The organism is Thermostichus sp. MS-CIW-15 (genome assembly GCF_054060575.1).
The window spans coordinates 12,261-32,489 of the sequence record NZ_JBSSDI010000011.1 but is presented as its reverse complement, the minus strand read 5'-3'; the positions used below and the strand labels follow the sequence as shown (position 1 = coordinate 32,489).

Annotated in this window: 18 protein-coding genes; 10 read left to right on the top strand and 8 right to left on the bottom strand. The window is 60.4% G+C overall.

The window, feature by feature from the left end; translation table 11 throughout:
- Positions 1–25: 25 nt before the first annotated feature.
- The 4 genes from ACVW0R_RS05710 to ACVW0R_RS05695 are packed head-to-tail and all read left to right on the top strand — an operon-like array spanning position 26 to position 3,721.
- A complete protein-coding gene (locus ACVW0R_RS05710) occupies positions 26–586 on the top strand; it encodes a F0F1 ATP synthase subunit B (protein WP_457501803.1) in 561 nt (186 codons plus the stop codon).
- Between the two features lie 16 nt (positions 587–602).
- Positions 603–1,151, top strand: a complete 549-nt coding sequence (atpH, locus tag ACVW0R_RS05705; protein WP_457501786.1) for an ATP synthase F1 subunit delta — start codon at positions 603–605, stop codon at positions 1,149–1,151.
- Positions 1,152–1,210: 59 nt separating this feature from the next.
- Positions 1,211–2,731 (top strand): F0F1 ATP synthase subunit alpha, encoded by a 1,521-nt coding sequence (atpA, locus tag ACVW0R_RS05700; RefSeq protein WP_457501785.1) that lies wholly within the window; start codon positions 1,211–1,213, stop codon positions 2,729–2,731.
- Between the two features lie 45 nt (positions 2,732–2,776).
- Complete coding sequence (locus ACVW0R_RS05695; RefSeq protein WP_457501784.1) at positions 2,777–3,721, top strand: F0F1 ATP synthase subunit gamma; 945 nt, start codon at positions 2,777–2,779, stop codon at positions 3,719–3,721.
- A gap of 115 nt (positions 3,722–3,836) precedes the next feature.
- Here ACVW0R_RS05695 and ACVW0R_RS05690 read toward each other — a convergent pair whose 3' ends face one another.
- From ACVW0R_RS05690 to ACVW0R_RS05680, 3 genes are all read right to left on the bottom strand, one after another.
- Positions 3,837–5,570: an ABC transporter permease gene (locus ACVW0R_RS05690; RefSeq protein ID WP_099812977.1), complete on the bottom strand. Its 1,734-nt coding sequence runs from the start codon at positions 5,568–5,570 to the stop codon at positions 3,837–3,839.
- A gap of 91 nt (positions 5,571–5,661) precedes the next feature.
- On the bottom strand, positions 5,662–6,930 hold the full coding sequence (locus ACVW0R_RS05685; protein ID WP_457501783.1) for an esterase-like activity of phytase family protein: 1,269 nt from the start codon (positions 6,928–6,930) through the stop codon (positions 5,662–5,664).
- Positions 6,931–7,103: 173 nt separating this feature from the next.
- Positions 7,104–8,150 carry a Fe(3+) ABC transporter substrate-binding protein gene (locus ACVW0R_RS05680; RefSeq protein WP_457501782.1) on the bottom strand — a complete coding sequence of 349 codons (1,047 nt, stop codon included), beginning with the start codon at positions 8,148–8,150 and terminating at the stop codon, positions 7,104–7,106.
- A 407-nt stretch (positions 8,151–8,557) separates the two neighbouring features.
- Between ACVW0R_RS05680 and ACVW0R_RS05675 the strand changes: the two genes are divergently transcribed.
- Positions 8,558–10,750 (top strand): NAD-binding protein, encoded by a 2,193-nt coding sequence (locus ACVW0R_RS05675; protein ID WP_011430921.1) that lies wholly within the window; start codon positions 8,558–8,560, stop codon positions 10,748–10,750.
- Here ACVW0R_RS05675 and ACVW0R_RS05670 read toward each other — a convergent pair.
- From ACVW0R_RS05670 to accD, 3 genes are all read right to left on the bottom strand, one after another.
- Positions 10,747–11,445 carry a class I SAM-dependent methyltransferase gene (locus tag ACVW0R_RS05670; RefSeq protein WP_457501781.1) on the bottom strand — a complete coding sequence of 233 codons (699 nt, stop codon included), beginning with the start codon at positions 11,443–11,445 and terminating at the stop codon, positions 10,747–10,749. The two genes, ACVW0R_RS05675 and ACVW0R_RS05670, sit on opposite strands and share 4 nt — an antisense overlap.
- A gap of 82 nt (positions 11,446–11,527) precedes the next feature.
- The gene (locus tag ACVW0R_RS05665; protein ID WP_011430919.1) at positions 11,528–11,902 is read right to left on the bottom strand and encodes an STAS domain-containing protein; all 375 of its coding nucleotides are present in this window, start codon (positions 11,900–11,902) and stop codon (positions 11,528–11,530) included.
- Positions 11,903–12,181: 279 nt separating this feature from the next.
- Positions 12,182–13,126, bottom strand: coding sequence for an acetyl-CoA carboxylase, carboxyltransferase subunit beta (gene accD, locus ACVW0R_RS05660; protein WP_457501780.1), 945 nt, complete (start codon positions 13,124–13,126; stop codon positions 12,182–12,184).
- Between the two features lie 137 nt (positions 13,127–13,263).
- Here accD and ACVW0R_RS05655 point away from each other — a divergent pair, with 137 nt between their 5' ends.
- From ACVW0R_RS05655 to ACVW0R_RS05645, 3 genes are all read left to right on the top strand, one after another.
- Positions 13,264–14,136 carry a tRNA (5-methylaminomethyl-2-thiouridine)(34)-methyltransferase MnmD gene (locus ACVW0R_RS05655; protein WP_041438476.1) on the top strand — a complete coding sequence of 291 codons (873 nt, stop codon included), beginning with the start codon at positions 13,264–13,266 and terminating at the stop codon, positions 14,134–14,136.
- Between the two features lie 146 nt (positions 14,137–14,282).
- The gene (locus ACVW0R_RS05650; RefSeq protein WP_099883738.1) at positions 14,283–14,885 is read left to right on the top strand and encodes a hemerythrin domain-containing protein; all 603 of its coding nucleotides are present in this window, start codon (positions 14,283–14,285) and stop codon (positions 14,883–14,885) included.
- A 100-nt stretch (positions 14,886–14,985) separates the two neighbouring features.
- The gene (locus ACVW0R_RS05645) at positions 14,986–15,147 is read left to right on the top strand and encodes a DUF4089 domain-containing protein (RefSeq protein WP_099883740.1); all 162 of its coding nucleotides are present in this window, start codon (positions 14,986–14,988) and stop codon (positions 15,145–15,147) included.
- On the opposite strand, the gene ACVW0R_RS05640 is transcribed toward ACVW0R_RS05645, so the two are convergent.
- Positions 15,144–15,326 carry a hypothetical protein gene (locus tag ACVW0R_RS05640; RefSeq protein ID WP_168174230.1) on the bottom strand — a complete coding sequence of 61 codons (183 nt, stop codon included), beginning with the start codon at positions 15,324–15,326 and terminating at the stop codon, positions 15,144–15,146. The genes ACVW0R_RS05645 and ACVW0R_RS05640 overlap by 4 nt on opposite strands.
- Positions 15,327–15,582: 256 nt before the next feature.
- Here ACVW0R_RS05640 and ACVW0R_RS05635 point away from each other — a divergent pair, with 256 nt between their 5' ends.
- Positions 15,583–16,392 (top strand): coiled-coil domain-containing protein, encoded by an 810-nt coding sequence (locus ACVW0R_RS05635; RefSeq protein ID WP_240527840.1) that lies wholly within the window; start codon positions 15,583–15,585, stop codon positions 16,390–16,392.
- 8 nt (positions 16,393–16,400) lie between these two features.
- Here the strand turns inward: ACVW0R_RS05635 and gcvP are convergent, their stop codons facing one another.
- On the bottom strand, positions 16,401–19,331 hold the full coding sequence (gcvP, locus tag ACVW0R_RS05630) for an aminomethyl-transferring glycine dehydrogenase (RefSeq protein ID WP_457501779.1): 2,931 nt from the start codon (positions 19,329–19,331) through the stop codon (positions 16,401–16,403).
- A 214-nt stretch (positions 19,332–19,545) separates the two neighbouring features.
- On the opposite strand from gcvP, the gene psbU reads away from it, so the two are divergent.
- Positions 19,546–19,908 (top strand): photosystem II complex extrinsic protein PsbU, encoded by a 363-nt coding sequence (gene psbU / locus ACVW0R_RS05625; protein WP_041438474.1) that lies wholly within the window; start codon positions 19,546–19,548, stop codon positions 19,906–19,908.
- Positions 19,909–20,229: the final 321 nt, after the last annotated feature.

Sequence of the window (20,229 nt, the reverse complement as noted above, 5' to 3'; positions counted from 1 at the left end):
GAACATTCCTTTGGAGTAGCGCGTGATGCTGGTGTGGAGCCTTGTGCCCGCTTGGCTTTTGGCCGTTGCCCAGCCGGTGACGGAAGCCACTGAGGGTTCTGCAGAAAAGGGGATCCTGGATGCGATTCTGGAAAGCAACTTAATCAACATCGCCATCATCCTCAGCCTGCTGTACATTTTGGGCCGCCGGGTGGTGGGGGAAGCTCTGGCCAAACGGCGAGAAGGCATCCTCGAGGAGCTGCGCCAGGCGGAGCAGCGCAAGCAGGAGGCGATCGAGAGGCTGGCGGAGGAGCAGCAAAAGCTGGCGCAGGCTCAGCAGGAGGCGGAGCGCATTCGCAAACAGGCGGAGGCCAATGCGGAAGCCCGCCGGCAGGAGCTGTTGCAGCAGGCGGAGCGGGAGATCGAGCGGCTGCGCGCCAACGCCGAAAGGGATCTCTCTGCCGAACAAGAGCAAATTCTCCAGGAGCTGCGCCGCCAGATCGTGCGCCAAGCCCTGAGCAAGGTGGAGCAGGAGCTGCCGCAACACCTCAACGAGCAGGTGCACCAGCGCCTGATTGAACGGGGGATCCAGATGATTGCCCGCTAGGAGGAAAGGGGAAGTTATGATCAGCAGCACCATGGCCGCCAGAGTGGTGAATCCCTACGCCGAAGCCCTTGTTTCGCTGGCCTCTGCGCAGGGATTATTGGATACCTTTGAGGCCGACATCCGTTTCATTGCCGCGGTTGTGCAGGCCACGCCGGAGCTGGGCCAATTCCTCGCCAGTCCCCTGGTCAAGGCGGAAGCCAAGAAAAACCTGTTGCAGCAGGTGTTTGCCGACCAGATCCACCCGCTGCTGCTGAACGCGCTCAAGCTGTTGAGCGACCGTCGCCGTATTATGTTCCTCGGGGCCGTCTGCCAGCGGTTCTTGGAGCTGCAGCGGAAGCTCAAAAATATCGTCCTGGCCGAGGTGACCACAGCGGTACCTTTGACCGAGGCGCAACAGCAGTCGATCCGCGAGCGGGTGAGGGACTTCACACAAGCCAGCGGCGTGGAGCTCCAGACCAGCCAAGATCCCACGTTGCTGGGTGGAGTGATCATTAAGATTGGATCCCAGGTGATCGACCTTAGCCTGCGCGGCCAGTTGCGCCGGCTGGCGCTGCAGTTAGCCTAGATTGGCCGAGCGTTTTTCCTTAATTTTGGATCCCTTCCCATTCCCTCGAGAGGACTGCCATGCCTACAATTCGCCCAGACGAGATCAGCACCATCATCAAGCAACAGATCGAACAGTACAGCCAGGAGATGCAGATCTCCAATGTCGGCACCGTCCTGCAGGTGGGGGACGGCATTGCCCGCATCTACGGCTTGGAGAAGGTGATGGCCAGCGAGCTACTGGAGTTCGAGGATGGCACGGTGGGCATTGCCCTCAACCTGGAGGAAGACAACGTCGGCGCGGTGCTGATCGGCTCCGGGCGCAACATCCAAGAAGGATCTATCGTCAAAGCCACGGGCAGAATTGCCAGCATCCCGGTGGGAGAAGCCCTGCTGGGCCGCGTGGTGGATCCCCTCTGCAATCCCATCGATGGCAAAGGGCCGATTCACTGCACCGAGACGCGCCTCATTGAGTCGCCGGCCCCTGGCATCGTCGATCGCCGCTCCGTCTACGAGCCCCTGCAGACTGGCATCACCGCCATCGATGCCCTGATCCCCATCGGGCGGGGCCAGCGGGAGCTGATCATCGGCGACCGCCAAACCGGCAAGACCACCCTTGCTGTCGACACCATCCTCAACCAAAAAGGACAGGATGTCATTTGCATCTATGTGGCCATCGGCCAGAAGCAGAGCAATATCGCCCAGGTGGTGAACATCCTGAGCGAGCGAGGGGCGATGGACTACAGCATTGTGGTGGCTGCCGGCGCCGACAGCCCGGCCCCGCTGCAGTGGCTGGCCCCCTATTGCGGCGCCACCATCGCCGAGTACTTCATGTACCAGGGCAAGCATACCCTGGTGGTCTATGACGATCTGTCCAAGCAGGCGGTGGCCTACCGGCAGATGTCGCTGCTGTTGCGGCGCCCACCTGGACGGGAAGCCTACCCAGGAGATGTGTTCTATCTGCACTCGCGCCTGCTGGAGCGGGCCGCCAAGCTGAACAGCCGGCTGGGCGAGGGATCCATGACGGCGCTGCCGATTGTGGAAACCCAGGCCAACGACGTGTCGGCCTATATTCCCACCAACGTTATCTCCATTACCGATGGGCAGATCTTCCTGGAGTCGGATCTGTTCAACGCCGGCATTCGCCCGGCCATCAACGTCGGCATCTCTGTCAGCCGCGTCGGCTCGGCAGCCCAGACCAAGGCGATGAAGAAAGTGGCCGGCTCGATCAAGGTGGAACTGGCGCAATATCGCGACCTGGAAGCCTTTGCCCAATTTGCCTCCGACCTGGACGAAGCTACCCAGAAGCAACTGGCCCGCGGCCAACGGCTGCAGGAGATCCTCAAGCAGCCGCAGTACTCGCCCCTGTCTTTGGATCAGCAGGTGGCCATCATCTACGCCGGGACGCGGGGGTATTTGGACGACATTCCGGTGGAGAAAGTCTCCAGCTTTAAGCAGGGCCTGCTGTCCTACTTGGGCACCGCCCATCCCAAGTATGGCGAGATCGTCCTCTCCACCAAGCAGCTTACCGACGAGGCGGAAGAGATCTTGAAAACCGCCATCGCGGAGTTCAAGCAAAGCTTCCTGGCCAAGGCGGCCTAGTTGCCGGGGATCCCCATCCAGTGACCACAGCAGAGAGGATCGGTTATGGCAAACCTAAAGCGGATTCGCGACCGCATCAAGGCGGTGAAGAACACCCGCAAGATTACAGAGGCCATGCGCCTGGTGGCCGCGGCGCGGGTGCGACGGGCTCAGGAGCAGGTGATGGCCACCCGTCCCTTTGCCGATCGCCTGGCCCAGGTTTTCTACCGCCTGCAGACGCGGTTGCGGCTGGAGGATGTCGACCTGCCCCTGCTGAAGCAGCGGCCTATTGAGACCGTGGGCCTATTGGTGGTGGCCGGGGATCGGGGCCTGTGCGGCGCTTACAATGCCAACGTTATCAAGCGCACCGAGGAGCGGGTGCGCGAGCTGCAGGAGACGGGGCAGCAGGTGCGGCTTTACCTGGTGGGCCGCAAGGCGGTGCAGTATTTTCAGCGCCGCTCTGCCCCCATCGCCAAGACCTACGTGAATCTGTCCCAGATCCCCACTGCCGCTGAAGCTGCTCAAATTGGGGATGAGCTGCTCTCCGCTTTCCTCTCCGAGAAGGTGGATAAGGTGGAGCTCATCTACACTCGCTTTGTCTCGCTGATTAGCTCGCGGCCAGTGGTGCAGTCGCTGCTTCCTCTGGATCCCACGCGCCTGGCTGCCCGCGACGACGAGATTTTTAACCTTCTGGTGCGCGGGGGAGAGTTCACCGTCGAGCGCAGCAAGATCGTGGCTGCTGTTTCCGCTCCGCCGCCGGACATGATCTTCGAGCAGGATCCGGTGCAGATTTTGGACGCGCTGCTGCCGCTGTACTTGAATAACCAGTTGTTGCGGGCTTTGCAGGAAGCAGCGGCCAGCGAGTTGGCGGCCCGCATGACGGCCATGAGCAACGCCAGCGACAACGCCACCGAGCTTATCCGCACACTGGGCCTTGCCTACAACAAAGCTCGGCAGGCGTCCATCACTCAGGAGATCCTGGAGGTAGTTGCCGGGGCTGAGGCCCTGTAAACTTCCCTCCAGTGACCCACTCCTGCACTCAAGCTGACGCATAGAGGGCAGCCTTCTCTAGCCCAGAAAAGCCAAGCGCCTCGCGCCGCGACCCTCACCCCCAACCCCTCTCCCTCTAGGAGAGGGGAGTAGGGAGACGTTTCATTTCATTTGAGGAGCCTAGATTGCGTCGCTGGGCTATCTGGGCGTTGAGCAGGATCACCGGCAAAATCCCCACCAGGACAATCGCCAAGGCAGGAGCGCCGGCCTCGGCCAGCCGTTCGTCGGCAGCCATGCGGTAGGTGTGGACGGCCAAGGTATCGAAGTTGAAGGGGCGTAGCACCATCGTTGCCGGCAGCTCCTTCATTACATCCACAAACACCAGCAGCATCGCCGCCAGGATCCCGCCTCCCATCAGGGGCAGGTGCACCCGTAGCAAGGTGCCCAGGGATCCCTGCCCCAAGCTGCGGGCTGCTTCATCCAGGCTGGGAGGAATGCGCGCTAGCGTCGCCTCGACCGTGGCCAGGGCAACGGCCAAAAAGCGCACCAGGTAGCCAAACACCAACGCCACAATGGTGCCGCTGATCACCAAGCCGGGCGGCTGTTGCAGTACCACCTGCCGCAAGTCGCTCAGCAGTTGATCCAGCCGCCCTAGGGGAATCAGAACCCCCACCGCGATCACCACCCCGGGCAGCGCGTAGCCCAGAGAAGACAGCCGCACCGCCAGCCGCAGGCCCCGGACAGATCTCGCCTGCTCGAACCCTTGCAGCCGCAAACCGTACAGCACCACCACCGCCACCAAGACGGCAATCACCGCCGTGATCGTCGAGAGGAGAAAACTGTTCTGGGCGTAGCTCCAAAAGCGGCGGCCCAACTCTCCCTGGCGCAGAGTCATGTTGAGCAGGATCAGGGCCGGCACGACAAAGCCCAGCCCAATCGGGATCCCACAGGCCAGCCACGCCCCCACCGCCCGCATCCCCTGCAGACGGTAGCGGGTGAGGGACGGCTTGAACCCTTGGCGATAGTAGCGCGCCCGCCGGCGGGAAAATTGCTCCAGGGCCATCAGCAGCAGTACCAACAGCAGCAGCAGCGCCGAGAGCTGGGCGGCAGCCACCGGATTGCCCAAGGCCGTCCAAGTGCGGTAGATGCCGGTGGTAAAGGTATCGACCCCAAAGTAGCTGACCGTCCCAAAGTCGTTCAAGGTCTCCATCAAAGCCAGCAGACAGCCGGCCACGATCCCCGGCCGCGCCAGCGGCAAGGCCACTCGGAAAAAGCTGGCCCACGGCCCATAGCCCAAGGAGCGGCTCACCTCCAAACAGGCCACCGACTGTTCCTGGAAGGCCAGCCGCGCCGAGAGATACACATAGGGGTAAAGAGTGAGGACGAGCAGCAGGATCGCCCCCCACAAGGAGCGAATGTTAGGGAACCAGTAGTCGCCGATGCCCCAGCCGGTGACCCGCCGCAGCCAGATCTGGAAGCCGCCGGTTACTTGCAAAAAGTCCGTGTAGGCGTAGGCCAACACATAAGTAGGAGCTGCCAGGGGCAACACCAGCATCCACTCCAGCCAGGCCCGCCCCCAAAACTCGCACATCGTCACCAGCCAGGCGGTGCCGCTGCCGACCAGGATAACGCCCACTGCCACACCCACCATCATCACCAGGGTATTGCGCACATATAGCCCCAAGACCGTGTCGGCCAGGTGCTGCCAAACCTGCCGCTCATCGGCAAAGAGGCTGAGCAGCACCGTCAGGACGGGAAGGAGGATGAGGCCGCTGAGGGTTAAAGTCAGGAGTGCCCATCCGCTGAGAGGGGGGAAGCCAACTTTTTGCAGAGATTTGCTCAACAACTTTAGCCCAGTTCCTGTGTGCATCTCAATTTTTCAGGGACACCTGCTCCGGCAAGCTCTGAGAAAAAAGGGAAATCCGTAGGGAATTTCCCCCTTTTGACAGCTAGGTTCTCTTTCAAAACAAACCCTTTGGCAACTTAACAAAATAGACAATGTTCTCGTCTAGCTTGTTGTCTAGGTAGGGCATCTTTTTCTCCTGAACCACGCCTTTTTCCGAGACAATGCCGAAGTCGTCATCGTTCACTATCGCCAGAGTATTTGCGTCGAGAATGACCAATCCCTCTGGCTTATCGTGGAGATAATTGGGGATCGACGTGATGTCAAAGACTTCTTCTTTGGCAACAGGCTTGATCCCTGCTGCGGCCTTTTCCTCTTGGGTCAACTGCTCCAGCGTTTTGCCGTCGACCAACCTGCCGTTTGGGCCAGGATCAAAGACATCGGTAGCGCCAGAGATGTCAATTTTGTAGATTTTCTTGGTTACGTCTTTGTCGGCTCCCGGAGTTTTGCCGTCCCGCTCGAGGACTAGGAAAGTCGTGTCTGTGATGGCGGCAATTTCGCTAACGGCCGTGCCTGTTCCCTCCAGAGGGTAGAGGTATTCCCTAAACTTGCCCGTGGTCAGGTCATAGAAGAGTATTCTGCAAACGGTCGCAGTCTTTTGAACGTCTTTGTTTGGGTTCAAAAGCGGCGACTGCATGATGCCAACCAGATAGTTCTGATTGGGCGTCAGCGTCAGCCCCTCCATGCCGCGATTGGGGCGCCGATGTTTGTAGACTTCTGGCAGCTTTTTGCCACCGACTCCGCTCCCAAAAGGATTTAGCCACTCGATGGCCTTGCCGTTGGCGTCGAAGTGGATCAAGTGAGGTCCATATTCGTCGGCAACCCAAAAACTGCCATCTTTGGCCACCGCAATGCCTTCTGGATCGATGCCCTTGAGATCCGGCGCTATCTGTTTGCCACTGAGATCGTAAGCTTTTTCTCCTGTTCCCCCCAAATCAGATGGATTGGGGATCCCCGTGAGATTTTTGCCGGTTTCGTCTTGCAGCAGGATGACTTTGTCTAACTTGAAGCCCTCGCCCTCCAGGGATAATCTGGCAACTTGAGGGGTAAAGTCGGGCTTAGGAAAGATCTTGTCGTTGGATTCAGCTCCGTCGATATTGGGGCCGCGATCGGTGAGAGCATAGAAGTACTGGCCATCAAAGGCAAGGCCAGAGCCAAACTCGCCATTATAGATTTTGACGCCGTTTTCCGTGGTTAAAAGCAGATCCCGCTTGGGAACGGGAGCCTTTTCGGGGAGGCTTTCAATGGCCTCTGCCGGGCTACTGCTGTAGGAAGAAGTTAAAAAAGGGAGGAGCAAGAACAAGCCTGCTGTTCGCAGTTGTTTCATTTGGCAAACCTCCAGAAGCTTTTGAAAAAGAAAGACAGGACGCCTGAGCGGCCTCGAACGGAAGCAACGCCGTCCTAGAGTATCGACGCTTGGCCAAGAACCGTCAAGCTGCTTAACGTTCACGGCGTCAAGCAATGAAAGGCTGCACTCAGGGCCTGTCCTGGAGGCCTGATCTACTTCCAACCGGCCCGATCCATTACCTTTAGGGCATCAGGGGTGACGCGGCCAATGCTGGCGGCGTTGATCGTATCTTCCTTAAAGGTGCCAAAGCTGGCCACCACCGAGTCGATCTCAGCCCCGGGCAGTACCGGGTACTCATTGTTGCTCTGGGCAAAAATGGCCTGCGCCTCTGGCCCGGAGAGAAACTCCAAAAATTGGATGGCCGCGTCTTTGTTGGGAGCTGTTTTCAGAATGCCGGCGCCGCTGATGTTGACGTGCGTGCCGCGATCTTCTTGGTTGGGGAAGAAGACGCCCACCTTTTCCGCTACGGCCCGATCTTCAGGATTGTCGGATTTGATCAAGCGCGCCAGGTAGTAGGTGTTGGCTAAGGCTACATCCCCCACGCCAGCAGCTACGGCTTTGATCTGATCGATGTCTCCCCCTTCCGGCGGGCGGGCAAAGTTGGCCACTAGGCCGCGGGCCCACTTTTCGGTTTCCGGGATCCCATGCGCCAAGATGATCGAGGCCGTCAGAGATTGGCTGTACACATTGCTGGAGGAGCGGGTGAGCACCTTGCCCCGCCATTTGGGGTTTGCCAAGTCCTCATAGGTGGACAACTCCTTGGGATCCACCTTGTCTTTGTTGTACATGATCACCCGCGCCCGCTTGGTGAGGCCAAACCAGTACCCCTCTGGATCCCGCAGAAACTCGGGAATATTTTTGGAGAGCGTCTCCGACTGGATGGGTTGAAACAAGCCCTCGTTCTGAGCGCGCCACAACCGGGCAACATCCACCGTCATGAAGATGTCGGCGGGGCTGTTGGATCCCTCGCTGCGGATGCGCTGGACGATCTCATCGGCGTTGCCCTGCACCCAATTCACGGTAATGCCCGTTTTCTGCTGGAAAAGTTCGTACAATTTCTCGTCTGTGCCGTAGTGCCGCGAGGTGTAGAGGTTCACCTCCCGGTTGGCGCCGCGGGCCGGACGCCCCAACGAGCCTGCCGCCAAGGCTACAGAGCCCAGAGCGGCCCAGCTGACAAATTGCCGTCGCGATAAGCGCATACCCAACTCCTAAACTCAAAAACATTTCAAGAAAGGCTGCTGCATTGACCCAGTCAGCAATGCCTTTACCCGAGAAAGCACTTGAAAGTCCCTCCCCTGAAAGCAGGGGAGTTTTCCCAAATGCCGGCCTTTTGATCTTTGTCTAGGCCAAGCTTATTGAGATTTTTATTCAAGAACTTTGCTCTGGGGCAATGATAGAGGATCCTAAGTACCGAGTCAAGCTGTTGGGAGTTGTTCTCATCTTTGAACCGTTTGGCCTCAGATCCGCCAACTCTCGCTGGAAACAAGAGCCAAGGTCGCTCCTCATGCGGCTGGCCGGGCAAGGGGATCCCTTACTGGAATATTTTGGGTAGGTTGGGGTTTTAGAGCTGCCTTGGGTATAAAGGGAGCAGGGTGGATGGTGGAGTATGGTGGGCTCCCCTTCTCAAGGGCCGGATGAGCAACTGCAAGACAATGGCCGGGATCCAGGTGCTTTCCTCCTAGTCTGTGGCTACAACGACTTGGCAGCGTTGACGCTGCAGATTCTGGAAGACTTTGGACAGCGCGCGGTGGTGGTGGCTCCTGGCCCGCGGCCTTCTTTGTTAAAGGAACCGTGGCAATACGTAGAGGGGGATCCCCATCAGCCGGAGGTGCTGCGCCGGGCTGGGATCGAGCGGATCAAGGTGGCGCTGCTGCTGGAGGACAACGACCAGGCCAACTTCGAGCTGGCCCTCTTGATTCGAGATCTCAACCCGCAGGCGCGCATTGTCTCTCGTCTGTTTAACACCGGCCTTGCCCGCTACCTGGACTCGATTTTGCCGCAGCATTTTTCCCTATCGGTTGCCGGCTTAGCGGCTCCGGCCTTTGCCCTCAAGGCTGTCTCGGACGAATTTGTCGGCTACTTCGAGCTGCCCCAGTTGGAGGCTCAGCCGGCCACGCTGCCGCCGGAGCTGGCCGATCCGCTTTATTTGGGCGCCCCCCAAGAGACCACCCTCTGGAACGTGGTGGAGCTGACCATCGGCTACAACTCCCGTCTGCTGCACATGCCCCTCGCGGAACTGGAGGAAACCTTTGGGGCGCGGGTGCTGTTCCACTACCCGGTGGACGGGCTGTCCGACTTTTCCGAGTCTCGGGTTTTCGACGATTTCGACCACGAGGCAGAGCTGCTGGAGGGGGATCGCATTTTGGTGATCTGCGACCCCAGATCCTATCTGCAACTGTTGGAGCGCAACGGGCGGCGCGGCTCTTCGCGGGCCCAACGCTGGGCCAGCGGACAGGCGCAAGACAGGCGACAACAACGGCGAGGCAAGTCGTTCGGGCGGGGCCTCCTATCTTGGCTGCGCAGAAGCCTGCAGGGACTGCTGCAGGTCAAGCCCATCGTGCATACCCTCACCTTCACCTTGGGGGCGATGTTGGTGCTGGGGGTCATTAATTTCAGAATTATCGGCAAATCTGTGGTTGACGGGCTGCTGCTGACCATCGTGGTGTTGACAGGGGGGTATGGCGACATCGAGGCTTTTCAGCAGGCGGAGACGCCGCTGGGGGTGAAGGTGGTGGCGGTGGTCATGACCTTGGTGGGAGCTGCCCTGGTGGGGTTGATCTACGGGTTGGTGACCGACAAGTTGGTGAGCAGCCGCTTTGGCTTGGGCCGAGCCGCCCGTATGCCCAAAGCGGATCATGTGGTGATTGCCGGTTTGGGGCGGCTAAGCTACTTGGTGCTGCAGTTGTTGCGGCAGATGGGCTATGAGGTGGTGGTGGTGGAGCCCGACAGCGACAACCCTCTGGTGGAAGCGGCGGAACGGGAGGGGGCGGTGGTGATTCGGGGCAACTACGCTCTGGCCAGCACGCTGCAACAGGCTCGCATCCAAAGCAGCCGCTGCCTGATCTGCACGACGCCTGACGATCTCACCAACCTCGAGACCGCCCTGACCGCCCACAGCCTGCAACCGGGGATCCGCACCATCTTGCGGGTTACCGATCCCCAGGTGGCGGCGCGGATGCAGCGGCATCTGCAGACGCTGGGAACCAGCTACAGCACCACCGCCCTGGGGGCGCGCGCTTTTGCCACGGCAGCGCTGGTGGGATCCGTTTACGGCACCTTAACTTGGGAGGGGGAAACGCTGCTGGTGACGCTGCTGGAGGTCTCGCCTTCCAGCCCTTACCTGGGGCTGTCCCTGCGGCAACTGGCCCAGGATTACGACCTGGCAATTTTGCTGCATCACTCCCGACCGGGCCGGCCCTGTGTTTTCCCCAAGATCTGGCAGAAAGAGGGCGAGACGGTGTTGAAGCGGGGGGATCGCCTGTATGTGATGGGGACGGTGGGATCCCTGATTCGCCTGGCCCAGGGACGCCCTCTGCCGCCGGAGCTGTATCAAGTGCGCCTTTTGGAATGTCGCAACCCCTACTTTGAAGACGAGATCCTCTCCACCTTGGCGTTTTATGCGCGGCTGCCCAAGACGGCCCTGAAGCCGCTGTTGCGCTGTCTGCCGGCGGTGGTGAGCCCCCCTCTCCCCCGCGACAAGGCGATTAAGTTGGCCCGCCAACTGCGCAAAATGAGCACCGAGGTGCAGGTGTTTGCCCAGGTGCAGTCCGGCGAGCGGCGGATCCTTGAAGTCCTCTAGGGCTTTTCGGCCACAAGACGCACAAAGCGATTTTGCCCGTAGAGCTCCTGGGCCACGACTCTTAAACCAACCTTCTCCAACATCCAGGCCAAGTCCTCGGCGCTGAAGCGGTTGTGCTCGTAGAAGTGGGTAAATTGATCCACCAAGGTATCTAGGGGGGTGTCCGGCTGAAACAGTTGGGCCTCGGTGGCGGCATCGAAGTAGAGGCTGAGGGGGGCGCGCACCCAGTCCACTAGCAAAAATCGTCCCCCTGGCTTGAGTAGACGCCGCACCGCTTGCAACAGGCGCACCGGCTGCACCATCTCGTGGATCACCACCACCGCCTGGGCCGCGTCAACGCTGCTATCGGGCAGGGGCAAATGGGGATCGTGGAGGTCCGCTTGCAGCAGTTGGATGCCGGGGATGTCTTTGAGGTCGGCTTTAGCCCGCTCCAACATGTAGGGCATCAGATCTACGCCGATCAACTGTCCGCCGGGGTAGCGCTGGGCCCACTGCCGGAGGACATACCCCGGCCCCGTTCCCAGATCCAGCAGGCAGGGCGCAGCAGGCAAGCAAGGCTCAACGTGCTGCTGCCAAAACCGCCAAAAGGCCTCGTTGAAGCGCCCAGGAGCCGTGGCCAGCATGCGCTCGCAAAAGCTGGGGCCACGGTGGTGCTGGTAAAGAAGCTGAAAGGTATCGAGGCCGGTTTGGGGCATGGCTGAGCATTCTCAACGAATCCTGGGAACCAGGTCAGCAGCGCAGGAAGGGCATCGAAGCAAATCAAAAAGGAATGTCGGCCTAGCGAGCGGAAGAAGCGGTGGAGAAGTTGGCGATGCCCGTCTCTAGGTCGTCAAAACAGGTCAAGACCTTTTCCATGGAGGTGAGGCTGAGGACAAGGGAGACACTTTCGGGAACGCAACAGAGGCTGAGGTTGCCGCCGGCAGCCCGGCACTTGCGCAAGGCCGAGATCAGCACTCCCAGGCCGGAGCTATCCATAAAGGTAACCGCCGACATGTCGATCAACAGGTTGTGGTAGCCAAAATCCAAAACCTGCTGCAGCAACTGCCGGACTTCAGAAGCGGCTTTGGCGTCAAAGCGACCCTCTAAGGGCACGATTGCCAGCTTTTGCCCCTGGGGGGTTTCGGCAGTACGGATGCGCAGCTTAAAATCCATCGTTTCCAGTCAAGACCTCATGCCCCACCTTAGCACCATCGGTTGCTGCTATTACCCCCTCGGCAGGAAATCCCTCTTATGCAGAAAGAGAGGGTATCCCTCTTTGCCATGGCAATTTCCAACTGGTTGAGATTGTCTGCGGGGCCCAGCGTTGAGGCAGCTACCCTCACTTCCTCTTCAGACGGGGAGCAATCCCTCACCCCCTACCCCTCTCCCTTTGGGAGAGGGGAGCTAGCCGCTCCGCCTGCAGGCAGAGGGATCCAACCCTGGCTCCCCATCTCAGATCGTGGCCGGATCGAGCGCATAAGTCGGCTCGAGGGCGGGAAGGGACATACGCAGGCGAGGACGGTGCATGGCCAGCAACTGGGCCAGGCGCCTGCGCAGCTCGGTTCGCGGCACAATTGCGTCGATGAGCCCGTGGGCCAGCAGATATTCGGCCGTCTGGAAGCCCTCCGGCAGCTTGCCCTTGCCGATGGTTTGCTCAATAACATTGGGCCCGGCAAACCCCACCTGGGCGCCGGGTTCGGCCAGGATCAAATCCCCCAACATGGCAAAGCTGGCAGTCACCCCCCCATAGGTGGGATGGGTGAGCACAGAGATGAACAATTGCCCGGCCTCGCGGTGCCTTTGCAGAGCGGCTGCCGTTTTGGCCATTTGCATCAAGCTGAGGATCCCTTCCTGCATGCGGGCTCCCCCCGAGGCGGAGAAGATGACTAGGGGCAGGTGATCGCGGGTAGCTCGTTCGGTAAGACGGGTGATCTTCTCGCCCACCACCGAGCCCATGCTGCCGCCCATAAAGCGGAAGTCCATCACGCCCATCGCCACTGGGATCCCTTCCAAGCTGCCCAGCCCGGTCAAGACGGCATCTTTAAGTTGGGTGCGCTCCTGATAAGAGGCCAGTCGCTCGGCGTAGGGCTTTTGGTCGAAAAAGTGCAGCGGATCGGTGGGGGCCAGGTGCTCGTCAAGGGGCTGCCAGGAGCCGGGATCCAAAAGCTGCTGCAGCCGCTGCGGGGCCGTGATGCGATGGTGATAGCCGCAGCTCGGGCAAACCTGCCAGTTCTGCTGCAGATCCTTGGTGTAGGTGAGGGCGTCGCAAGCCGGACACTTCTGCCACAGGCCGTCGGCGATCTCCCGCACTTGCCGCTCTTTGTCGAAGGGGCTGCTGCCGGTCAAGTTAAGGGAAGTCTGCTTGCGCCGCTCGGCAAACCAATCCAGTAAAGACATAGCCGCTGAGGTACCCCCCTAGCTAGGGATGGCCAGAGCTGAATCTGTAAGCCCTGCCGGTGAGCTGCGAAACTCATCTTAACGTTCTCAAGCTATCAAAGAATCGCCAAGCTGGAAATAGAGACTTGCAATAGCCCATGACCGCAGAAACCCAGTGGCAGGTGTTGACCACAGGGGATGGATCCCTGACCTTTTTCTCCCAAGAGTTCGGGCAGGCTTTCCATAACACCAGCGGCGCTGCCCAGGAAGCGCTGGAGAAGTTTGTCCGCCCTTGCCGGCTGGATCGCCTGCCGTTGGAGCGGGATCCGGACGATCCCATTCGCCTCTTGGATATTTGCTTTGGCCTCGGCTACAACTCCGGCCTGGCCTTGGAGACGATTTGGCAGGTGCGGCCCGATTGCCCTGTGGAAGTCATTGGCCTGGAGCGATCCCCAGAGGTGCCCCGCCAGGCCTGGCAGGTGGGGGTGGGATCCACCTGGAGCTTTGGCCAGGAGTGGCAACACTTGATCGAGCAGGGATCCTGGCAATCGCCGCGCTGGCGGGGAACCCTGCTGTGGGGAGATGCCCGGCAAACCCTGCTCCAGGTGCCGCCGGGATGGGCGGATGCGGTGTTTTTGGATCCCTTCTCCCCTTCGGTTTGCCCGGAGCTGTGGACGGTGGACTTCTTGCGGGCAGTGGCCGAGCGAATGCGCCCCAGCGGGATCCTGGCCACCTATTCCTGTGCGGCGGCGGTGCGGGCGGCCTTGCTGGAGGCGGGGCTATTCATTGGCTCGACGCCGCCGGTGGGCCGCCCCTGGCCGGGCACGGTGGCCTCGCCCCAACCGCATCACCTGCCGCCCCTCTCGCCCATGGAGTGGGAGCACCTGCGAACCCGCGCCGCGGTGCCCTACCGGGATCCTACCTTGCAAGGGGATAGAGCCCAGATTCGGCTGCAACGCCAGCGAGAACAGCAAACTTCACCCCTTGAGCCCACTTCCGCCTGGAAACGCCGCTGGCCTGTGCAAGCCTAGCGACCGGAGTGCAGATCTGGGCAGCTTTTGCCGGAATTGCTGTCTGAGTGTATCCAAGACACCTGCACCAGTCCCGTACCCTTACGCAAGCTGCCGTGTCTTGACAAAGTTAAGCTAAAGTGAAGCCCTCTCTCCGGTGAGCTGCTATGTCTCCTTCGGCCTCTGCCGGTACACTGGTTGTCCTTTGTGCTGAACAGCACCGTGTTACCCTGCAGTTCTTGGCTCGCCTCTCTCGAGCTCCGGAGTTAGATCTGGAGCAGCGGCGTCTCTGTGTGCAAAGGTTGCGGCAGCGCCTCTCCCGCCACATTCAACTGGAGCGCCATGTCCTTTACCCGCTGCTCAGGACGGCTCTGGCGGCGGATCCCCACCGCAGCGCCCAAATTGACCGGCTGGAGCAGCAGTTGCGGGATCAGATCCCGGAGCTGACGCGCTTTTTGCACCAGGCGGAGCGCGACCCGCAGCAGTTGGATCCCACTTCTGCTCTTCACTTCTATCGGCAGTTGCGGGCCCAGTTCGAGCAGGAAGAGAAGCTCTTGCATCCCCTCTTTGCCCAGCATGTTTCCCCCGCTGCAGAGCAGCAGCAGTTGCGCCTGTTCCGCAAGCGCCTGCAGGCCAGCGCCTCCAGTTCTGCTGCCGGTCGTCGCCCCAGCTTGGAGGAATGGGAGCGGCAGGCAGTGACTCGCCCTGTCTTTCCCCACGAACGCCTTTGGCCTCCGCAAGGTAGCACGGCGTCGATGGCCACCCCTTAGCCAAGGACGGTCTTGTCTTTGGATTTTGCCTTGGGTAACTTTCTGCTGGTTTTGGCAAGCTGGCTTGTGGTACTTTTTCCCCAGCCGACCCCTTGCATCGATGCAACCTTGGGATCCCGAAACCTACATCGATCAGAGGGCCCAACTCCTGCATCCCGACCATCGAGCGGAGGTGATCGAAAACTTCGCCCGCTTCTTGCCCCTTGCTCAACAGCTGCTGGAGTTTCCGTTGCTGCCGACGGTTGAGAAGATGAGCCTCTAACCCAGCCCCTCTCCTTTGTCGGCCTGCCAACATCCCTGCCCTTTGGCGTACAACTGGTGGCTGCCCCCTACCAAGAGGCCAACCTGTTGCGGGCCGCCGCCCATCTGGAAGCGCTGGGGATCCCGGATGCGCGGCCTGCCTGAGCCAGGAGATGCTCCCTCTAGGCGCGTTTGAACCATATCTAGTGTTTTAATTTTGAATCCTTTGCTCCAGACGCTAAATTTATAATCTCCTCGATAGGGGTAAAAATGTGCCACTCTTGAGGGCCGCTTTTGCCCCTTTGTTTTTGCCAGAGAGTTTGAATCTTGTCGGGGCAGGACGTGAGCTGTTTGCCCAGAGAGAGGAAAATCTTAAAGTAAAATTAATCCCACGGTTGTTGTAGCGAATAACCTCTTTTCCGGCTTGGGTCGATAGAATGAGCGGCATAAAATGGACATGGCACCCCCACCTGGACTCTGCATTATGGATCACCCTACTTTTCTGGCCCAGCGCTACACGAAACTGTGCGAGGCTTATCTCTCGCTCAACGAAGCCTTCGCCAAATTAGATCACTCCCACAGCCGCCTGCAGAAGAGCTTCAGGAGGCTTCTGGTCACGGCCCGGAAAGCTTTGGATGAACTGCCTATCCTGCGGCAGGACGTCGAACAGTTACAACAGGGCGTCGAACAAAGGGATCGCTTGGTCCGTTCCCTGCGAGAAGAACTTCGGGAGAGAGAAGCTCGGCTGGGCGAGCTGATTGCCAACTATGACCAAGTCTGTCACGAGCTGGAGTCCACCAAAGCAGATCTGTTGAGCGGTCAGGCGTTGATTGAAAAACTGGAAGCAGAGAATGCCCAACTTTTGCAACAGTTGAGTCGCCTCACCAGTTTGGAGGAGGAATTGGCCAGCTTGACAGAACGGCTGAACCAAGCAGAGGCAGCCCGCCAAGCGTTGGAGGCCCGCAACCGTGAGCTGGAAGCAGCCCTGGGAGAGCGAGATCGGCAAGTGGATAGCCTGCAAGCGCGGCTGGCGCAATTGGAGCGAGAGAACGCCTCGCTGAAGGCGCAACTGTCGCAGGTGGCTGACCTGCTTACCGAGGACTCGATCAATCTCCTGCAAGAAACCGAGAATGCCGTCAAGGCCGATGAGGAGGTGCTGCCCCTGGTGCTGGCCTCGCTGCCAGAGACTGAGCGCCTTATGCAAGAGGCCGAGCAACTCCTCTCCTCTTGCTCAGAGCTGGTCCAAGTGAAACCACAAGCGGCTTGATCTGAGGGTTAGCCTTCCAGCCAGGGCTGACAACTGCACACCAGGTGACGATCCCCGTAGGCGTTGTCAATGCGGCTGACGCTGGGCCAGAACTTGCGCTCCTTGACCCACGGGAGGGGATAGGCGGCTAGGGAGCGAGGGTAGGGGCGATCCCAGTGGTCGGCGGCCACTACCTCGGCGGTGTGGGGGGCAAGTTTAAGGGGATTGCGCACGGGATCCATCTCGCCCCGCTCGATGGCAGCAATCTCCTGGCGAATGGCGATCATTGCCTCACAGAAGCGATCCAGCTCTTCTAGGGATTCGCTCTCGGTGGGCTCCACCATCATTGTCCCCGGCACCGGCCAGGAGATGGTGGGGGCGTGGAAGCCGTAGTCCATTAGCCGCTTGGCTACATCCTCCACCTCAATGCCGGCGCTTTTCTTGAGGGGGCGCAGGTCCAGGATGCACTCGTGGGCCACCCATCCCCCCGGCCCTTTGTAGAGCACCGGGTAGTAGGGATCCAGCCGCTTGGCGATGTAATTGGCATTGAGGAGGGCCACTTGGGTAGCTAGGGTAAGGCCGGCGGATCCCATGAGGCGGATGTAGGCCCAGGCAATGGGCAGGATGCTGGCACTGCCCCAGGGGGCGGCGCTGACCGGGCCGTTGCAGCCGGGCAAAAAGGGGTGGCCGGGCAAATGCGGCAGCAGATGACGGGCAACGGCAATGGGCCCCACCCCCGGCCCGCCGCCGCCGTGGGGGATGCAGAAGGTCTTGTGCAGGTTGAGGTGGCAGACATCGGCCCCCAGCTCCGCAGGGCGGCAGAGGCCCACCTGGGCGTTGAGGTTGGCCCCATCCATGTACACCTGCCCCCCGGCCTCGTGGATCATCTGGCAAATCTGGCGGATCCCTTCCTCAAACACCCCATGGGTGGAGGGGTAGGTAATCATCAGGGCAGCCAGGCGTTCCCGATGCTGCTCCACCTTGGCCCGCAGGTCTTCGAGGTCGATGTTGCCGGCCCTGTCGCAGGCCACGCTCACCACCTGCATCCCAGCCATGACGGCGCTGGCGGGGTTGGTGCCATGGGCAGAGGTGGGGATCAGGCACACCTGCCGCTGGCTTTCCCCTCGCGCCTGGTGGTAGCGGCGAATGGCCAGCAAGCCGGCGTATTCCCCCTGAGATCCGGCGTTGGGCTGCAGGGAGACGCCGGCAAAGCCCGTGATCTCCGCCAGCATCTGCTCCAACTGGGCAAAGAGGGTTTGATAGCCGCGAGCTTGTTCCAGGGGCACAAAAGGATGGAGCTGGGCAAACTCCGGCCAGGTCATCGGCAGCATCTCGGCTGTGGCGTTCAGCTTCATGGTGCAGGAGCCCAAGGGGATCATGGAGTGGACAAGGGAGAGATCCCGGCTCTGCAGGCGGTGGATGTAGCGCAGCAGCTCCGTTTCCGAGTGGTGGCGGTTGAACACCGGATGGGTGAGGTAGGGAGTGGTGCGCAAGAGCTGGGGGGGCAGGCTTTGGTTGGCATCCAAACCCAGGCCCTCGACATCCCAGGCTGGCTCTTCAGAGCCGGCAAAGATCTGCCAGAGATCGCGCAGATCCTGAGCGGTGGTGGCCTCGTCCAAGCTAATCCCCAGGGTCATCTCGTCGATCCGGCGCAGGTTGATGCGCCGCTGGGCGGCCCGCTCTTGGAGCTGCTGCACCTGCTCTGGGGAGGCTGCCCTTACCCAGAAGGTGTCGAAGAAATACTCTGGCCCCACCCTGTAGCCCAGCTGGCGAATCGCGGCCGCTAGGTGATGGGCCTGGCGGTGGATGCGTTCGGCGATTTGCCGCAGGCCTCGGGGGCCGTGATAGACGGCATACATGGAGGCCACCACGGCCAAGAGCACCTGGGCGGTGCAGATGTTGCTGGTGGCCTTGTCGCGGCGGATGTGCTGCTCCCGGGTTTGCAGAGCCAGGCGCAGGGCCGGCCTGCCCTGAGCATCCTGAGAGATCCCCACCAGGCGCCCCGGCAGCAGCCGTTTGTGGGCCTCGCGAGTGGCAAAGTAGGCGGCATGGGGGCCGCCGTAGCCCAGGGGCACCCCAAAGCGCTGGGTGGATCCCACCACGATGTCCGCCCCCCATTCTCCCGGCGGCTGCAGGAGAGTCAGGCTGAGCAAGTCGGCAGCTACGGCCACCACCATCCCCCTTTGGTGGGCCCGCTCCACCAGCTCGCGGTAATCCCGGATCTCTCCATAGGTGTTGGGATACTGCAAGAGCAATCCAAAGCCGTTCTCCAGCTCCAACTGCGAAGGATCGGCCACACGCACCTGGATCCCCAAGGGCTCTGCCCGCGTCTGCACGACGGCAATGGTCTGGGGATGGCAGCCGCGATCCACCCAAAAAACTGGGGATTGCTTGCCCGCTAAGGTGTAGGCCAGGCTCATCGCTTCGGCGGCGGCAGTGGCTTCGTCCAGCAGGGAGGCATTGGCGATCTCCATGCCTGTTAGATCGATCACCATCGTCTGGAAATTGAGCAGGGCCTCTAGCCGCCCCTGGGCGATCTCCGCCTGGTAGGGGGTGTACTGGGTGTACCAGCCGGGGTTCTCCAGAATGTTGCGCTGAATCACCGGCGGCGTCAGGCAGTTGGAATAGCCCATACCCAAAAAGGAGCGCCACACCTGGTTCTGGGCCGCCATCGCCCTCAGCTCCGCCAATACTTGTTGCTCGCTGCAGGGGGATCCCAGGCCCAGGGGTCGGCTGCTGCGGATGGCCGCCGGTACCGCCTTATCCACTAATTCCCGTAGAGAGCTCAGCCCTAAGGCGTGCAACATCTGACGGATTTGCTGGGCGTCCGGCCCGATGTGCCGCCAGAGGAAGAGTTCTCGCTGCTCTAGCAGCTCCAGCTCGGCATCGACGGCAGAGAGGGGTTGAGGCGTCTCCCGTCCAGAGGGGCTGAGGGGATGGAGGATGGTGGAGTCGGACATGGGGCAAAACAAAAGCGATGGAAAGTCGGTCAGCCGCCAAAAGGCTATTCCCCGATCATAGTTGTTAAAAATTGTTTCTGTCGGGATCCAAATTTGAATCTGGGTCTCGATTCGGGGGAGCGGGGATGAGACACTAAATGGTCGGAGAATGTTAGCGACCTATCCCCTGAGCGTTGTCATGACTGCTTTCAACTCTGTCTGGAGAGGTGGTGCTATGCGTCGGCTCCTGTCCGCCTTGGTGTCTATCCTGTTGCTGCTCTGTCTGTGCTTGGTCCCCTTGGGGATCCCGGCGGTGGCGGCGGAGCTGCCGCCGGTGAAACATCTTGACACTCCCATCGACGTGAACAACACCATCCTGCGCAACTACCGCCAGTTGCCCGGCTTCTATCCCACCCTGGCCCGCATCCTAGTAAAAAATGCTCCCTACAACAGCCTGGAGGACATGCTGCAGATCCCAGAATTGACGGAGCAACAGAAGGCCTTGATCAAGGCGAACGCGGAGAACTTCGTGTTTGGGGAGTACCAAGAGGGAGCCAACCAACTGGAAAACCGGATCAACCAGGGATACTACGGCTGATCCTGGCAGGGTCTGCAGGGGAGAAAGCTTTCTGCTTCTCTGCAGCTTTTATGAAGCCTGCGTCGACATACCCCCCATCCCTAAAGGGCGGGGATTCTTGTTCTTGGTTCCACGACAGCACTTACTAACTAGTGGCTAGTGGTTAGTAATTAGTGACGGGCCACTAACTTCTTCACCTACTTGTCACTACGCCAGATCTCCCCAAGCGTTCCCGAACCCCCCTCTGTCCCCTCGTACACGGGGGGATGAAAGGGGGGCCCAGTAGTTCCCCAATGGCCTTGGGAATTCCCCCGCTAGTTGTGAGACCCAAGGGGAGCTGCC

Bases quoted from the DNA above. Each gene is read 5' to 3' on its own strand.
- ACVW0R_RS05710 (WP_457501803.1), top strand. From the start codon at position 26: ATGCTGGTGTGGAGCCTTGTGCCCGCTTGGCTTTTGGCCGTTGCCCAG.
- atpH (WP_457501786.1), top strand. From the start codon at position 603: ATGATCAGCAGCACCATGGCCGCCAGAGTGGTGAATCCCTACGCCGAA.
- atpA (WP_457501785.1), top strand. From the start codon at position 1,211: ATGCCTACAATTCGCCCAGACGAGATCAGCACCATCATCAAGCAACAG.
- ACVW0R_RS05695 (WP_457501784.1), top strand. From the start codon at position 2,777: ATGGCAAACCTAAAGCGGATTCGCGACCGCATCAAGGCGGTGAAGAAC.
- ACVW0R_RS05690 (WP_099812977.1), bottom strand. From the start codon at position 5,570: ATGCACACAGGAACTGGGCTAAAGTTGTTGAGCAAATCTCTGCAAAAA.
- ACVW0R_RS05685 (WP_457501783.1), bottom strand. From the start codon at position 6,930: ATGAAACAACTGCGAACAGCAGGCTTGTTCTTGCTCCTCCCTTTTTTA.
- ACVW0R_RS05680 (WP_457501782.1), bottom strand. From the start codon at position 8,150: ATGCGCTTATCGCGACGGCAATTTGTCAGCTGGGCCGCTCTGGGCTCT.
- ACVW0R_RS05675 (WP_011430921.1), top strand. From the start codon at position 8,558: ATGGTGGGCTCCCCTTCTCAAGGGCCGGATGAGCAACTGCAAGACAAT.
- ACVW0R_RS05670 (WP_457501781.1), bottom strand. From the start codon at position 11,445: ATGCCCCAAACCGGCCTCGATACCTTTCAGCTTCTTTACCAGCACCAC.
- ACVW0R_RS05665 (WP_011430919.1), bottom strand. From the start codon at position 11,902: ATGGATTTTAAGCTGCGCATCCGTACTGCCGAAACCCCCCAGGGGCAA.
- accD (WP_457501780.1), bottom strand. From the start codon at position 13,126: ATGTCTTTACTGGATTGGTTTGCCGAGCGGCGCAAGCAGACTTCCCTT.
- ACVW0R_RS05655 (WP_041438476.1), top strand. From the start codon at position 13,264: ATGACCGCAGAAACCCAGTGGCAGGTGTTGACCACAGGGGATGGATCC.
- ACVW0R_RS05650 (WP_099883738.1), top strand. From the start codon at position 14,283: ATGTCTCCTTCGGCCTCTGCCGGTACACTGGTTGTCCTTTGTGCTGAA.
- ACVW0R_RS05645 (WP_099883740.1), top strand. From the start codon at position 14,986: ATGCAACCTTGGGATCCCGAAACCTACATCGATCAGAGGGCCCAACTC.
- ACVW0R_RS05640 (WP_168174230.1), bottom strand. From the start codon at position 15,326: ATGGTTCAAACGCGCCTAGAGGGAGCATCTCCTGGCTCAGGCAGGCCG.
- ACVW0R_RS05635 (WP_240527840.1), top strand. From the start codon at position 15,583: ATGGCACCCCCACCTGGACTCTGCATTATGGATCACCCTACTTTTCTG.
- gcvP (WP_457501779.1), bottom strand. From the start codon at position 19,331: ATGTCCGACTCCACCATCCTCCATCCCCTCAGCCCCTCTGGACGGGAG.
- psbU (WP_041438474.1), top strand. From the start codon at position 19,546: ATGCGTCGGCTCCTGTCCGCCTTGGTGTCTATCCTGTTGCTGCTCTGT.